13 protein-coding genes and 1 riboswitch are annotated in these 14,729 nt (G+C 36.6%); of the genes, 9 read left to right on the top strand and 4 right to left on the bottom strand.

The features are described from left to right. The first annotated feature begins 89 nt into the window (after nt 1-89). Entirely contained in the window at nt 90-1,550 is a 1,461-nt protein-coding gene (gene guaB / locus A9G22_RS06980; RefSeq protein WP_065586206.1) for an IMP dehydrogenase, read from the top strand. 386 nt (nt 1,551-1,936) lie between these two features. Here the strand turns inward: guaB and pssA are convergent, their stop codons facing one another. After that, a complete protein-coding gene (gene pssA, locus A9G22_RS06985; protein ID WP_065586207.1) occupies nt 1,937-3,292 on the bottom strand; it encodes a CDP-diacylglycerol--serine O-phosphatidyltransferase in 1,356 nt (451 codons plus the stop codon). A 211-nt stretch (nt 3,293-3,503) separates the two neighbouring features. After that, a complete protein-coding gene (gene ydiK, locus A9G22_RS06990) occupies nt 3,504-4,556 on the bottom strand; it encodes an AI-2E family transporter YdiK (RefSeq protein ID WP_065586208.1) in 1,053 nt (350 codons plus the stop codon). A gap of 110 nt (nt 4,557-4,666) precedes the next feature. Here ydiK and eco point away from each other — a divergent pair, with 110 nt between their 5' ends. The 8 genes from eco to A9G22_RS07030 all read left to right on the top strand — a co-directional run bounded on the left by eco (nt 4,667) and on the right by A9G22_RS07030 (nt 12,477). Continuing rightward, complete coding sequence (gene eco, locus A9G22_RS06995; protein WP_075508583.1) at nt 4,667-5,161, top strand: serine protease inhibitor ecotin; 495 nt, start codon at nt 4,667-4,669, stop codon at nt 5,159-5,161. 340 nt (nt 5,162-5,501) lie between these two features. Then, entirely contained in the window at nt 5,502-6,611 is a 1,110-nt protein-coding gene (locus tag A9G22_RS07000) for an extracellular solute-binding protein (protein WP_065586210.1), read from the top strand. 102 nt (nt 6,612-6,713) lie between these two features. Then, nucleotides 6,714-7,850, top strand: coding sequence for a putrescine ABC transporter ATP-binding subunit PotG (potG, locus tag A9G22_RS07005; RefSeq protein WP_081296912.1), 1,137 nt, complete (start codon nt 6,714-6,716; stop codon nt 7,848-7,850). A gap of 18 nt (nt 7,851-7,868) precedes the next feature. Then, nucleotides 7,869-9,041 (top strand): putrescine ABC transporter permease PotH, encoded by a 1,173-nt coding sequence (potH, locus tag A9G22_RS07010; RefSeq protein WP_255314944.1) that lies wholly within the window; start codon nt 7,869-7,871, stop codon nt 9,039-9,041. Between the two features lie 243 nt (nt 9,042-9,284). Further along, nucleotides 9,285-10,043 (top strand): ABC transporter permease subunit, encoded by a 759-nt coding sequence (locus A9G22_RS07015; RefSeq protein WP_081296928.1) that lies wholly within the window; start codon nt 9,285-9,287, stop codon nt 10,041-10,043. Between the two features lie 106 nt (nt 10,044-10,149). Further along, a riboswitch (FMN riboswitch) is annotated at nt 10,150-10,327 on the top strand. 162 nt (nt 10,328-10,489) lie between these two features. Continuing rightward, the gene (gene ribB / locus A9G22_RS07020; RefSeq protein WP_065586211.1) at nt 10,490-11,134 is read left to right on the top strand and encodes a 3,4-dihydroxy-2-butanone-4-phosphate synthase; all 645 of its coding nucleotides are present in this window, start codon (nt 10,490-10,492) and stop codon (nt 11,132-11,134) included. 687 nt (nt 11,135-11,821) lie between these two features. Further along, a complete protein-coding gene (locus tag A9G22_RS07025; protein ID WP_065586212.1) occupies nt 11,822-12,136 on the top strand; it encodes a DMT family transporter in 315 nt (104 codons plus the stop codon). A 26-nt stretch (nt 12,137-12,162) separates the two neighbouring features. Next, the gene (locus A9G22_RS07030; RefSeq protein ID WP_065586213.1) at nt 12,163-12,477 is read left to right on the top strand and encodes a DMT family transporter; all 315 of its coding nucleotides are present in this window, start codon (nt 12,163-12,165) and stop codon (nt 12,475-12,477) included. Nucleotides 12,478-12,568: 91 nt separating this feature from the next. Here A9G22_RS07030 and A9G22_RS07035 read toward each other — a convergent pair whose 3' ends face one another. Further along, on the bottom strand, nt 12,569-13,171 hold the full coding sequence (locus tag A9G22_RS07035; protein WP_065586214.1) for a peroxiredoxin C: 603 nt from the start codon (nt 13,169-13,171) through the stop codon (nt 12,569-12,571). Between the two features lie 119 nt (nt 13,172-13,290). After that, entirely contained in the window at nt 13,291-14,604 is a 1,314-nt protein-coding gene (gene srmB, locus A9G22_RS07040) for an ATP-dependent RNA helicase SrmB (RefSeq protein WP_065586215.1), read from the bottom strand. Nucleotides 14,605-14,729: the final 125 nt, after the last annotated feature.

The following is a 14,729-nucleotide window of genomic DNA, read 5'->3' on the forward strand; positions in this document are numbered from 1 at the left end:
AAATAAATTCCACTAGCCTTTTGAGTTAAAAGTAAGTAGAATTCCTCGGCAATATTTTATCAACAATCCAACCAGTGGTGAATATTGTCATGTCTCGTATAGTTAAAGAAGCTCTCACGTTTGACGACGTGTTATTAGTCCCAGCTCAATCAACGGTATTACCGAACACAGCTGATATTCGTACTCAACTTACCCAAACAATTAAATTAAATATTCCAATGCTCTCAGCTGCAATGGATACAGTGACCGAATCTGAATTAGCCATCGCGCTAGCGCAAGAGGGTGGCATTGGTTTTATTCACAAAAATATGTCAATTGAAAGCCAAGCCAACCATGTAAGACGAGTTAAAAAGCACGAAAGCGGCATTGTACAAGATCCTGTATCAGTCTTACCAACCGCAACCCTACAACAAGTTACCGATCTAGCTAAAGAATATGGCTTTGCTGGTTTTCCGGTTGTGACTGAAACTCAAGAACTAGTTGGTATTATTACCGCACGCGATATCCGATTTGCAACTGACCTATCTTTACCTGTTACCGCTGTGATGACACCAAAAGAACGGTTAGTGACTGTAAATGAAGGTGAACAACGTGAAATCGTGCTGCAAAAAATGCATGAACACCGTGTTGAAAAAGTGCTCGTTGTTGATGCTCGATTCCACCTAAAAGGCATGATCACCGTTAAAGATTACAATAAAGCGGAACAAAAGCCTAATGCTTGTAAAGACGAAAAAGGGCGCTTGCGCGTGGGTGCCGCTGTTGGCGCAGCAGCAGGGAACGAAGAACGCATTGCTGCATTAGTTGAAGCGGGTGTTGATGTATTATTAATTGATTCATCACACGGCCATTCGCAAGGTGTGCTTGAACGTATTGGCCAAGCAAGAAATGCTTATCCTGATTTACAAATCATTGGCGGTAATGTAGCTACCAGTGAAGGCGCTAAAGCCCTTATTGATGCAGGCGTTAGCGCTGTTAAAGTGGGGATTGGTCCCGGTTCAATTTGTACAACACGCATTGTTACTGGCGTTGGTGTACCGCAAATTAGTGCTATTATGGACGCTGTTGAAGTGGCACAAAAACACAATATCCCTGTTATTGCAGATGGTGGAATTCGCTATTCAGGTGACATCGCCAAAGCTATCGCAGCAGGTGCTTCTTGTGTGATGGTTGGATCAATGTTTGCCGGTACGGAAGAAGCCCCAGGCGAAATTGAGCTATTCCAAGGTAGAGCGTATAAATCATATCGCGGAATGGGATCGCTTGGCGCAATGGCAAAAGGATCTTCTGATCGCTACTTCCAAACTGACAATGCTGCCGACAAACTTGTACCAGAAGGTATAGAAGGGCGCATTGCCTATAAAGGACCATTAAAAGAGATTGTTCACCAGCAGATGGGGGGATTAAGATCTTGCATGGGATTAACTGGCTGCGCAACAATTGATGAATTAAGAACTAAATCCAAATTTTATCGTATTACTGGTGCAGGAATGAAAGAAAGTCATGTACATGATGTACTAATTACCAAAGAGCCACCTAATTATAGAGCATGAGCTTAAAAAAGGGGGAATTTCCCCTTTTTTGATCTTCTCTTTCAGGAATTTTTATTTTTCATAAAAAAGAATAAAAACAAATAAAATCAATTGCTTTCCTGAACACTTTTTATAGAAAACACTCTAATTTTTTATGATGGTCAAATCTTATTTTAGGTGGGTAAGGTTTGAATGCTTGAGCTTTTGATGTAAAAATAGCTACAATTATCCTGCCGAATTCAGAGATTTTTTTGCAAAATCCCCTGATATCCGAAGCATAGCTTAGGAATGGAGTCTGAGACACCCTATTGGCTCTTTTTGATGCCCATTAGTTGAAACATAGCCACGCCAAATATTAATGCTTGACGTGGCTATGTATATTCAGTAACCCGAAAAGTAGGGTACTTTTATAGCAACCGCTTAATAATTCTATCCACTTTTATTCGACTAAGTCGTTTTATTAATTTATGGACTTGGCTTGGATAAAATTGGCTCGCTTGGATTTGTTGAAAGTGCGTAACCAAAGTGGTTTTTTGGCGAATAGTATTAAGTTCTTGGTTGAATTTGTTACTTAATTCTTGTTTTGGGTCGTGTATTAGTATACCGTTTTCAAGGTCAAGTCGCCATGCCCGTGGGTTTAGGTTGTTACCAGTTATAAGTACCCATTTATTATCTACCCAGATGCCTTTAAGGTGATAGGTTTGCTGTCCGTCCTTCCACAAGCGTATGATGAGTTGTTCTTTATCTATAAAGGATTGCAAGCGCTCAATAAAGCTTCTTAAGTTGATTTCGTATAAATAGGGTAGTCCACCTGATATATTAAAAGGTTGGTCTGGTGGAATATAAAAGTCGTTAGCTTCTTTGTCGCCAATAATAAGTTCGACTTGGCGTCCCTTGCGTAGTAGGCGAATAATATCGCGCACTAAAATGCTCGGCAAATTAAAGTAAGGTGTGCAAAAAGTGACTTTTTGTTCTGTTACGTTAATTAGGTTATGAATAATTTTATTTAATGCGTTATTGCGTCCAAGTCCCATAATTGGCGCAACCGATAAAGTTTGGTTGTTGGTATTGGCACTGTATTGATAGCTGGCATCCATTAAATGCTGGCGTAGGATTTTTATTTCGGATTTGATTTGTTTACGTGTTTTGTTTGTGCCGGTATTAAGCAGTTGGAGAGCTTGATATGATAAAAAGTGGTCGTGAATAAACTGCACCATGCTATCAGCTAATAACCTGTTAGTGATAAAGTGGTAACGGTCGTAACGATATTTATCATGTTTGTGTAAATAAACATTATTAATGCTGGCACCGCTGTAAATGACAGTGTCATCAATAATAAATCCTTTAAGATGTAATACGCCAAGCACTTCACGGCGATTAACTGGAACGCCATAAATGGGAATATCAATGTTGGGGTGTTGCTGTCTTAGTTGGTAATAATAATTGGCATTGGTATGGGCTTTGTCTTCCCCAATTCGTCCTCGCTGTGCACGGTGCCAATCAACAAATATTTTGATATCTAAATTTGGACGTTGTTGTTTTATTTGATACAGTTCATTAAGAATTTCTTGACCTGCTTCGTCTTGCTCCAAATAGAGCGCAACAATATAAATACGGTGCTGGGCTTTTTTTATACTTTCAATTAAAGCCAGTCGGTACGCTTTAGGATCATAGCAGATATGGTATTGTTCGGCATCTTGCTGAATTTTGGCTAATTCATCAAGATGCTTTTGATGATTATATTTTATAAATGGTATTCTCATGATTTATTTATCATTATAACTGGCAAGTTACTTTAAAATTTTGTTCTTCTAATGTAACATAAGTAAAGCCAGAAAAATAACACTCCTTTTAAATTATGTGCATTTTGACTAAGTTGCTTTAGCGTTAAGTGTGCTATTTAATTAAGTCATATTCCGCCGCTTACGCCTCTAGCAACTTGTTTATGCTTTATTATCGATGATGATAAATGGTTTAAGATTGTTCATCAACCCATGTTTGAATTATTTTATAAGTTAATGCTAGCACTACTGGACCAATAAATAATCCCATTATACCAAAACCCAGTAAACCACCAATTACGCCAAATAAGATGAGTAGAAACGGTAAGTTGGCACCTTTTTTTATTAAGTAAGCTCGCATTACACTATCTAAAGTTGTTAAGATGATTGCAACAATAATTAATACGATACCAGCAATGGTGTTGCTTGTCCAAAATTGCCAAAAGCTAGATCCTAGCATAACAACCACTGGGCCAATTTGTGCCACACAGCAAATAAATAAGATTAAAGTTAACACCCCCGGTAGTGGCATATTGGTTAATATAAAACTTACCCCTCCTATTAAAGCTAAGGTGATGGCGGTAACCACAACACCAAGTGCCACTGCGCGAATGGATTGCCCTGCTAATGTAACGGTGATTGCGCCGTATTGTTTTGATAATCGGTTGGCTAATAAGTAGACGTACTTGGTGATATTTTCGCCTTTTAAAAATAAGAGTAGACTAAAAATAATCATCACTCCAGCATGAAAAATGAATATGCCAATGTTGGTAGCTTGGGCAAGTAGCCAGCCTATCATGGTGCCAATATAAGGTTGTATGCTCGAAACTAAATCAGAACCATCAGTTTGAATCAGATTTAACCATTTTTGGTGTAGTTCGGGGCCAAAAGCTGGTAGGCTGTCAAGCCACTCAAGCGTTGGTAGCTTTTGATGTGATAGTGTTTTTGCCCATTCAATAAGGTGATGACCATTTTGTGCTACCGAACTAATAATTAATATAAAAGGTATAATACAAACAAACGCTAATATTAGTGCCATTACCAGTACTGACAACCAGCGTTTGTTAAACATCTTTTGTTGAATTTTTATCATTAATGGCCAAGTGGCAATCACCACCATTACCGCCCAGAAGAATCCAAATAAGAAAACTTCAACAACACGATAGGTAATAATGATTAGCAACCCAATAATTAACAGGTTTAAAATAAGCTTAAGTAAATCTGTAGTGTTTTTTTCTACTGGCATTTTGGCACCATATTTATTAATCTAGATAGCGTTATTATACGCATTATCACTGAAAATTAATACGATGGTGCGATAGTGCTTATGATTAATTATTTTAATGGAGATTTCAAATGAAAAAATTACTGTTATTGGCATTATTAGGTGTGGCGTTAACGGCGTGTGCTAATTCACCGAAAATGAAACCTGTTACTCAAAATGCTAATGATACGGCACCATTTCCAAACGCTGAAGTTGGTTTTACGCGTTATGCTATTCATTTGCCAACTATTGCAAACGAAAACAATGCAAAAGTCGAAGTGATTATTGGTAAAGAGATGAATGTTGATTGCAATTTACAAAATTTAGGTGGTGTTGTTAAGCAAGAAGAGCTTAAAGGTTGGGGATACTCTTACTATGTCGTTGAAAAGACTTTTGGTAATATTTCAACATTAATGGCTTGTCCTGAAGGTAAAAATAAAAATCAATTTGTGACAATTAACCATAAATTAGGGTTATTTAACTATAATAGTAGTTTGCCATTAGTTTTTTACGTGCCAAACGATTTGCAAGTTAAATATCGTGTTTGGCAACCAAAATCTAAAATCATGCAAGCCATAGCCGAATAATATACGTTCATTAATTGTTAATTGGATGGCAACTATCTCTTGAGTGGTTAAAGTTTAACCACTCAATACTGAAACTTCCAATATTTGATTTTTTAAGTAGACATCTTTTAAAAAAAAGGTATTTTATCCCTCGTAATGCAAGGTTAGCTCTACTCGTTCATTTATTTTATTAATGACTTGTGATTGCCTTATTACCTCGGTTTCGCTGGGCGATTATGATATTGGTCATTTATATCATTGTTAGCATCGTCGATAGCAAAATTTGGGGGTCCGTTGTGTCTTTGCAATGGGCTTGTGTCTGACATGTAATATCCCTACAACTAGAGGAGAAGTGGTGAGCATGTTTACTCAACGTAAAACAATTCTTTCAATCGTGGCTGGTGTTTCACTAGCGTTATCTCAATCTGCTATTGCTAAAGATCGCGTTGTGCATTTTTACAATTGGGCTGGGCAAATCGGTTCTAATACTATTTCGGATTTTGAAAAATCAACTGGTATTAAACTGGTTTATGATGTTTATGATTCAAACGAAGCACTTGAAGGCAAATTAATGGCCGGTCATTCTGGCTTTGATGTGGTTTCACCTTCAGATAGTTTTTTAGCTAGACAGATTAAATCTGATATCTATCTTCCATTAGATAAAAGTAAATTACCTAACTGGAAAAACCTAGACCCAAATTTAATGAAATTAATGGAAACTCATGATCCTAATAATAAATATGCCATCCCTTATGTGTGGATGACAACAGGGATCGGTTATAACATTGATAAAGTTAAAGAGCGTTTAGGCGATAACGCGCCAGTGGATAGCTGGGATTTAGTGTTTAAACCTGAAAATATGGAAAAACTCAAAGATTGTGGTGTGGCATTTTTAGATGCGCCGACAGAAATCTTTGCTAGTGCACTTCAATATTTAGGTAAAGATCCAAATAGTTCCGATGCAAAGGATTATACAGGCACCGCTTATGAGTTGTTAGAAAAGGTTCGTCCAAATATTCGTTACTTCCATTCTTCACAATATATTACCGATTTAGCAAATGGTGATATTTGTGTGATTTTAGGTTGGTCAGGCGATATTTTACAATCACGTGATAGAGCAAACGAAGCGAAAAATGGTGTACATATTGGTTATCAAATTCCAAAAGAAGGCGCATTAGTTTTTTTTGATACCTTTGCTATTCCAAAAGATTCAGCAAACCCTGACGAAGCTCACGAGTTTTTAAATTTTGTGATGAAACCTGAAATTGCCGCACAAGTTACTAACGATGTGAAGTTTGCTAGCGCCAATAAAGAAGCTAACGATAACTTTGTAAGACCAGAAGTGAAGAACGATCCAGCGGTTTATCCAAACCCAGAAGTGATGAAAAAACTATTCACTTTAAAAGTTAAAGATCCTAAACTTGAACGTGTAATTACCCGTACATGGACAAAGCTCAAAACGGGTAAATAATCGATATTTTGTCTATCGAATATTAAGTGATAATCCAAGACGGAGAGGCTATTTAGTCTTTCCGTCTCGTTTTTTTTGGCTTGTTGTTATGAGGAAAAAAGAGTGAACGATAAAACAACAAATCAGGTACAGCCTAAAAAAAAGATGATAACTCCACTATTGGAGATCAAAAATTTAACCAAAGTTTTTAATGATGATTATTATGCCGTTGATGATGTCAATTTGACTATTTATACTGGTGAAATTTTTGCCTTATTAGGGGCATCAGGGAGTGGTAAATCTACATTATTACGCATGCTTGCTGGTTTTGAACAGCCTACGTCGGGGCAAATCATTCTTGATGGTAACGACTTATCACAAGTTCCGCCTTACAATCGTCCTATTAATATGATGTTCCAATCGTATGCTTTGTTTCCTCACATGTCGGTTGAGCAAAATATAGCCTTTGGTTTAAAACAAGATAAATTAAATCATGACGAAATTAAGCAACGCGTTGAAGAAATGCTAGCACTTGTGCATATGGAACAATTTGGCAAACGTAAACCACACCAGCTATCAGGTGGACAGCGCCAACGAGTGGCTTTAGCCAGAAGTTTAGCCAAACGGCCAAAATTATTGTTACTTGATGAGCCTATGGGAGCGCTTGATAAACAGCTTCGTGATCGAATGCAACTTGAAGTGGTGAGCATTTTAGAACAAGTGGGGGCAACGTGTGTGATGGTGACTCATGATCAAGAAGAGGCCATGACCATGGCAGGTCGCATAGCCATTATGAATAAAGGTCAATTTGTGCAAATTGGCGAGCCAGAAGAAATTTATGAACACCCAAATAGCCGTTATAGTGCCGAATTTATTGGTTCAGTTAATATTTTTGACGGGATTTTACAAGAAACTTTAGAAGATGGCTTGATTTTGAGTAGTCCTATGATTAAACGTCCTTTGAAAGTGGATTATGATTCGCCAGCGGTAGAAGGTGTACCAATTAAAGTTGCTCTGCGCCCAGAAAAAATCCAATTATGTGACCAAATCCCTGAAGATGGATATAATTGCGCTACAGGAGAGGTTGTCGAAATTGCTTATTTAGGTGATCTATCGATTTATCATGTTAAATTGCCGAGCGGATTAATTATGATTGCACAGCTTCAAAATGAGCATCGTTATCGTAAAGGCATGCCAACTTGGGGTGATACCGTTAACTTGAGTTGGGAAATTGATAGCTGTGTTGTGCTTACCGAATAAACAAAAGAGGTTATAGTGATGCGATCCATTTTATTGGGTTTAGGGTTAAATGCATTTGTGTTGCTCAATGTTTATTGGCGTTTTGTAACAACAGGTGCATTTGATAATTTATTTTTAGATGCGCTATTTACCGCAATGACATTAAGTTTTTTATTGTCATGCTTTGGTTGTTTTTTAGCGGATTACAAACCGTCTAAATTTGCTTATCGGCTAATTATTGCAGGCAGTATTTTATTTATTCCAATTGGATTAGTTGCAATTTTTTATGCATATAAAAAACTGCGTCAACAACGTAATGATCCAGATCTAATGACTCTTTATGGTCGATTAACGGTGATTGCGATTCCATATTTATGGATGTTGTTATTGTTTTTATTACCGTTTTTGATTGTGTTTAGAATTAGCTTTTCTGAAATTGCCTTAGCTGTGCCACCTTATACGGATTTGTTAAATTATGACGATGGTGTGCTTAATATTGCATTAAATTTTGGTAATTATTTAAATCTAATTAGTGACACTATTTATATTGATTCATATTTACAATCGCTCAAAATTGCGGCTATTTCGACCGTCCTTTGTATTTTGATTGGTTATCCGCTGGCCTGGGCTATTTCGCAATGTAAACAATCAACGCGTAACATTTTATTGTTACTGATCATTTTACCGTCATGGACATCATTTTTGATTCGTGTTTATGCGTGGATTGGTATTTTGAATCCTAATGGTTTATTAAATCACTTTTTAATGTGGTTAGGGGTTATTGATCAGCCTTTGATTATTATGAAAACCTACTTTGCTGTGTACATTGGTATTGTTTATTCTTATTTACCATTTGTGGTATTGCCAATCTATACGTCGTTAAGTAAGGTCGATTCAACGTTAATCGAAGCCGCATTAGATTTAGGTTGTAAGCCAATTAAGACGTTTTTCAAAATTATTGTCCCTTTAACCAAAAATGGGGTTATTGCTGGAGGCATGTTGGTATTCATTCCTGCTGTTGGTGAGTATGTTATCCCCGAATTATTAGGCCCTTCAGAAGGGATTATGATTGGTACCCAGCTTTGGACTGAGTTCTTTAATAACCATGACTGGCCTGTAGCGTCGGCCGTTGCTAGTGTGATGTTGATGATATTAATTATACCAATTTACTATTTCAATAAATTCCAAAATCGACAATTAGGAGATAAATAGATGAACAATTTGACCGTTATTGCACGATCGGCTGTGATCGTATTTATCTCGTCATTGCTTGGTACAATTTTATTGAGTGTTTTGATTTCAGCATCTGGATTAGCTCTTTTTGGTCAAAGTAGCTTTTACTACGGTTGTTTTATTTTTAGTTTCACTATTACGACTTTAATTACCATTGCGTTGTTTTTTCGATGTTTGAAAGGACTTATTTTTTTGGTGGTATTTTCGTTTTTATATATTCCTATGATTATTTTGATTGTTTATTCGTTTAATAGCTCCCGTTTGGTGACAGTTTGGGCGAATTTTTCTGTCAAATGGTATTTTGAACTAATTCATAATGAAACGTTACTTAAGGCCGTCGGTTTGAGTTTGTCGATTGCTGCAGGTGCTGCAACTTTTGCAGTAGTGCTTGGTACATTAGCAGCTTATGCGATTATCCGTTTTAGAAGGTTCCGAGGGGCTAATCTGTTTTCATTTATGACAACTGCGCCACTAGTTATGCCAGATGTTATTACCGGTTTGGCTTTGCTTTTACTATTTGTGGGTATGGGGCAGGTGCTTGGATGGCCAAAAGATCGTGGGGCAATTACTATTTGGATGGCTCATGCTACATTTTGTACTGCCTATGTGACGGTGGTAATTAGTGCTCGGTTGCGCGAATTAGATAAGTCAATTGAGGAAGCCGCATTAGATCTTGGTGCAAACCCATTAAAGGTCTTTTTTATCATTACTTTACCAATGATTGCACCAGCATTAGTTTCTGGTTGGCTTTTAGCCTTTACGTTATCACTCGATGATGTGGTTATTGCTAACTTTGTAACTGGACCAGGTGCTATGACGTTACCTAAATTGATATTTTCAAAAGTACGTTTAGGAGTCGATCCACAGATCAATGCTTTAGCCACCATTATATTGTTAATTGTTGGTATTATTGGCTTTATTTCTTGGTTGTGGATGCGTAAAGCAGAACGACGTCACATCCATGAAACTCGTATGAGTTAATCCTTTCCTTTATAAATATTGCCGCATTTTGTGGCAATATTTCGTTTTAAAATCTCTGTGTTTTTTAGCTATTTTGTATTATAGTGTGATGAGTCAAATTTTTTGGCAAAATTCTCAGGGCGGGGTGTAAGTCCCCACCGGTGGTATAGCCCACGAGCGCTTAATCTAAATTGTTAACTGCAGCAATTGTTTTTATTGCTTGGTTAGGTCTGTTAGATTAAGGACAAGCAGATTTGGTGAAATTCCAAAGCCGACAGTTACAGTCTGGATAAAAGAGAGTTGCTTATCTTTCCAATATTTGCTGAAAGGCAAATTCTCGCTGGTCAAGCACTGCCCTGATTCTGGTATTTTTGTTTATACTTAATTATTTGGATAGCTAAATAGCCATTTAAATCTAATTAGGTAAATAATGAAATGAGCAAGTTAAAAATATATAGGTATTTACCATGAATCAGTTTAATTTAAATGAGTTTGGAACTCCTATTGAACGTGTTAAAAAAGCTATTGCATCGATTCAAGCTGGCCAAGGTGTGTTGGTTTTAGACGATGAAGACCGTGAAAACGAAGGCGATATTATTTGGGCTGCTGAGTCTATTACAAGTCAGCAAATGGCGCTGACGATTCGTTATGGCAGTGGCATTGTTTGTTTATGTTTGCCACAAAAACGTTGTGATGAGTTACATTTGCCAATGATGGTGGCAAATAACACCAGTAAAAACAATACAGCATTTACTATTTCGATTGAAGCCGCTAATGGAGTTACAACAGGCGTATCAGCTGCTGATCGCGTTACTACCATTAAAGCAGCAGTGAATGATAACGCTAAGCCTAGTGATCTTAATCACCCTGGGCATGTGTTTCCTTTAGTTGCTAAAGAAGGCGGTGTATTAGTTCGCCGAGGCCATACCGAAGCATCAATTGATTTAGTGACATTAGCTGGTTTAAAACCTGCAGCTGTATTGTGCGAATTGACGAATGATGATGGCACTATGGCAAGAGCGCCAGAGGTAGTTGAATTCGCTAAGCAATTTCATATGCCAGTTGTGACTATTGAAGATATTGTTGAGTATCGTAAATCATTAACAGCATAGTAAAATTTTCAATTTTAAAATGTTTAGTGTTTATTAACAAATGTTATGCAAAGTAGGGAGAGACCTACTGTTTGAGATTAATGTCGTCATCTTCCGCCGAAGATACCGGCGGAATCAGGCTGAAATTAATCAGATACTTTTAAAACATAACTTTTTCTTATTTTAACGCCTTTTTCTAATCCCGAAGTATCAAATTTAATTTCTAAGTGCTATCCTAGCAACACAAATACAACGCGTTGCTTTGGCACTAATTCTATAAAGATTCGGAATAAACTTGAAAAGGTATAACTATATTTTATATCTTGCCAAAATGATACGATATATATAAAGCAAAAAGGATGGGGATGAAGAAAGCTAAACTACATAAACAGTTAAACATTGAATTATACCATTTTGTTCTTGCCATTTAGATTTCTCCATTATTTAATTATTTAATTATTTGACAAATAAGAATAAAATTTGTAAAAATATTTCATAAATGTTAGTGTTTTGTTTTAATGATTAAGAACATATAACAATTAAGATCTTTTGGTGGCAAATGTTCTGTTTGCGAACCATCTTTTGTTTTGTCGTTGCTTATTGGCAATAGAGCATAGTCAATAGTCAAACATTATACTTACAACAGATTGTAACAAAAATTTATTACGGCCTAAATTAAAGTGAAAAATTGAGGTGGCTATGTTTAGCATGAATAAAGAGTGGGCATTTGTGATGCTAACTTGTTTTTTTGAATTATGTTGGATCTTAGGGTTTAGCATCGCAACTGAGCTGTGGCAGTGGGTTATCATTGTTTCGCTTATTATTGTTGATTTTACATTTTTGACCAATGCTTGTAAGACAATACCTACTAGCACAGTTTATGCCATTTTTTCGGGGGTTGGTGCGGTTGGCGCAACGGTGATTGATATTTTGCTTTTTGATAAAGAGATTAAGGTAATTCAACTGTTTTTTGTAGTGCTAATTATTATTGGTGTTGTACAACTCAAACGTGCCGACAGTTAATTTTAGAATAAAGGACAATTTTAATCATGGGATGGCTGTTGATATTAATTGCGTCAGTTTTTGAAGTGCTTGGTGCGATTGGCCTTAAGCTATATGCTCAGCAAAAAAGTCTATTTAGGCTTGCTTTGTATTGGGGGGGATTTTTTGTCTCTTTTGTACTTTTTTACTTTTCGCTCCATTATCTTGATTTGAGTATAGTGTATCCTGTTTGGGTTGGTCTTGGTACATCGGGGGCGGTATTAGCTAATATGTTATTATTTAATGAACCTAAAAACTTGCCTCGTTTATTGGGACTTACCATTATTATTATTGGTGTGATTGGATTACATGCTACTTTATGAATATTTTAGATTAAGCGTATTGATAAAAAAACCGGAGACTATCTCCGGCTACGCAAAGCGTAAATTAAGATATGGATGAATAAAAAAGAAATTAAATTTCATCAGCATGTTGTTTTAAGAAACTGGCAACACCATTTGGATTTGCTTGCATGCCTTTTTTACCTTTTGTCCATTGTGCAGGGCAAACTTCACCATGTTCTTCATGGAATTGGAACGCATCAACAATACGAATCATTTCGTCAATGTTGCGACCAATTGGTAAATCATTAATTGTTTCGTGGCGTACAATACCTGATTTATCAATAAAGAAAGAAGCACGTAGTGCAACACCAGCTTCAGGGTGTTCAACACCATAATCTTGCATTATTGAGTGTTTGATATCGGCAACAATAGGGAATTTAACTTCGCCAATTCCACCTTTCTCTTGTGGTGTATTACGCCATGCATTATGTACGTATTCAGAGTCCATTGAAACACCGATTACTTCCACGCCACGTTTTTTGAATTCTTCTAGGCGGTGATCAAATGCGATAATTTCTGATGGACAAACAAAAGTAAAGTCCATTGGCCAAAAAAATACAACAGCATATTTACCATTAATATGTTGTGATAAATTGAAATTGCTAACAATTTCACCAGAACCTAAAACAGCTGCTGATGTAAAATCGGGTGCTTTGCGAGTGACTAATGTCATAGTATTTCTCCTTTTTAGTTAAATGCAATTCACTTTGCGTAGCATTATAGCAATTAAAATTTATTGTCCAAGTTGTTATAAACAATCGATATCATAAGTTTTAGCTATTAAATATATTATTATTGTTTGGTGTTAGTAATTAATCTTTTAGGTTTACCTTTATTTTTAGTATCACGATGGCGCTGTTTTACTTTTTTCTTTTTTGCCTGTTCTTGTTTTTTGATTGTACTTTTTTGTTTGGCTTTTTGTGAAGGCTTTTTCTTAGTAGCTGGTTTTGGCGCTTTAGTTTTAGGGCGTAATGCATCAATCGTTCTTAATTTAATCGGCTCTTGAATATAGCGTTCAATTTTTTGAAGTAATTCGTTATCATGCGCCTCGACTAGCATAATCGCTGTACCTTTTTTGCCGGCACGGGCGGTGCGCCCAATTCTATGCAAATAAACATCAGCAGTTCTTGGTGCATCAAAATTAATAACATGAGTGATATCATCAATATCAATACCTCGTGCTGCAACATCGGTTGCAATAAGTACATTAACTGTATTATTACTAATTCTTTTGATTGCTTCGTTGCGTTTTGCTTGCACCATTTCACCTTCTAAATAGCAACTATAAATGCCCGCTTGATGTAATAGGCTAACTAATTCATGCACACGCTCACGTTTACGAACAAATACAATCGTTTTTTTTAATTCCTCTTGTTTTAATAAGTAAGTAAGTAGTGCCACTTTATGAGTTAAATCGTCGGCACGATAATAAAATTGTAATATTTTTTTACGCTCTTTACGCGATGGATCGGCAGTAATTTCAATTGGGTCATTCAATATACGGCTAGCAAAATTATGCAGTCCTTCACCTTCCAGTGTGGCTGAAAATAATAAGGTTTGTTTACGCCAGCGTGTTTCTCCTGATATAGTTTCGACATCTTGCGAAAAGCCCATGTCTAGCATGCGATCAGCTTCATCTAAAATAAGCATTTCAACTGCACGGCAATCAAAGTTCTCTTCTTTTATATACTGTAATAAGCGGCCAGTTGTAGCAATAACAATATCTTGATTTTTACTAAATATTTCAGCATGGTTCATATAAGCAACGCCGCCAGTAATAGTTGCAATACTTAAATGGGTGGATTCCGTTAATAATTTGGCTTGCTCGGCAATTTGTATGGCTAGTTCACGGGTTGGGGTTAAAATCAAAATGCGTGGCGGGCCAGGTTTGCGACGTGGAAAGTCCAATAAATGTTGTACAGCAGGAATTAAAAAAGCCAGTGTCTTGCCGGTACCCGTAGGCGCGGAACCTAAAATATCTTTGCCATCTAAAGCAACGGGGATGGTTTGCGCTTGGATAACTGTTGGAGTATTTATATTTTGTGCTTGAAGATTGTGAATTAATATATCATCTAATTCTAAATCAGAAAAAGTGTGTGCTGTCATAGTATTCTTTTTGTCTAAAATTATGATACACATTATAACGTCAATCGTTATAACTACAATCAATAAAAGCGTGATGGCTTATTATTCGATCTTTATGGAGTGGTTATTTGTAGACAAATTATTGC

It is taken from the genome of Gilliamella sp. App2-1 (assembly GCF_001690255.1).
Taxonomy (GTDB): domain Bacteria; phylum Pseudomonadota; class Gammaproteobacteria; order Enterobacterales; family Orbaceae; genus Gilliamella; species Gilliamella apicola_G.

Bases quoted from the DNA above. Each gene is read 5' to 3' on its own strand.
- srmB (WP_065586215.1), bottom strand. From the start codon at position 14,604: ATGACAGCACACACTTTTTCTGATTTAGAATTAGATGATATATTAATT.
- A9G22_RS07035 (WP_065586214.1), bottom strand. From the start codon at position 13,171: ATGACATTAGTCACTCGCAAAGCACCCGATTTTACATCAGCAGCTGTT.
- guaB (WP_065586206.1), top strand. From the start codon at position 90: ATGTCTCGTATAGTTAAAGAAGCTCTCACGTTTGACGACGTGTTATTA.
- eco (WP_075508583.1), top strand. From the start codon at position 4,667: ATGAAAAAATTACTGTTATTGGCATTATTAGGTGTGGCGTTAACGGCG.
- A9G22_RS07025 (WP_065586212.1), top strand. From the start codon at position 11,822: ATGAATAAAGAGTGGGCATTTGTGATGCTAACTTGTTTTTTTGAATTA.
- A9G22_RS07030 (WP_065586213.1), top strand. From the start codon at position 12,163: ATGGGATGGCTGTTGATATTAATTGCGTCAGTTTTTGAAGTGCTTGGT.
- A9G22_RS07000 (WP_065586210.1), top strand. From the start codon at position 5,502: ATGTTTACTCAACGTAAAACAATTCTTTCAATCGTGGCTGGTGTTTCA.
- potH (WP_255314944.1), top strand. From the start codon at position 7,869: ATGCGATCCATTTTATTGGGTTTAGGGTTAAATGCATTTGTGTTGCTC.
- pssA (WP_065586207.1), bottom strand. From the start codon at position 3,292: ATGAGAATACCATTTATAAAATATAATCATCAAAAGCATCTTGATGAA.
- A9G22_RS07015 (WP_081296928.1), top strand. From the start codon at position 9,285: ATGATTATTTTGATTGTTTATTCGTTTAATAGCTCCCGTTTGGTGACA.
- ydiK (WP_065586208.1), bottom strand. From the start codon at position 4,556: ATGCCAGTAGAAAAAAACACTACAGATTTACTTAAGCTTATTTTAAAC.
- ribB (WP_065586211.1), top strand. From the start codon at position 10,490: ATGAATCAGTTTAATTTAAATGAGTTTGGAACTCCTATTGAACGTGTT.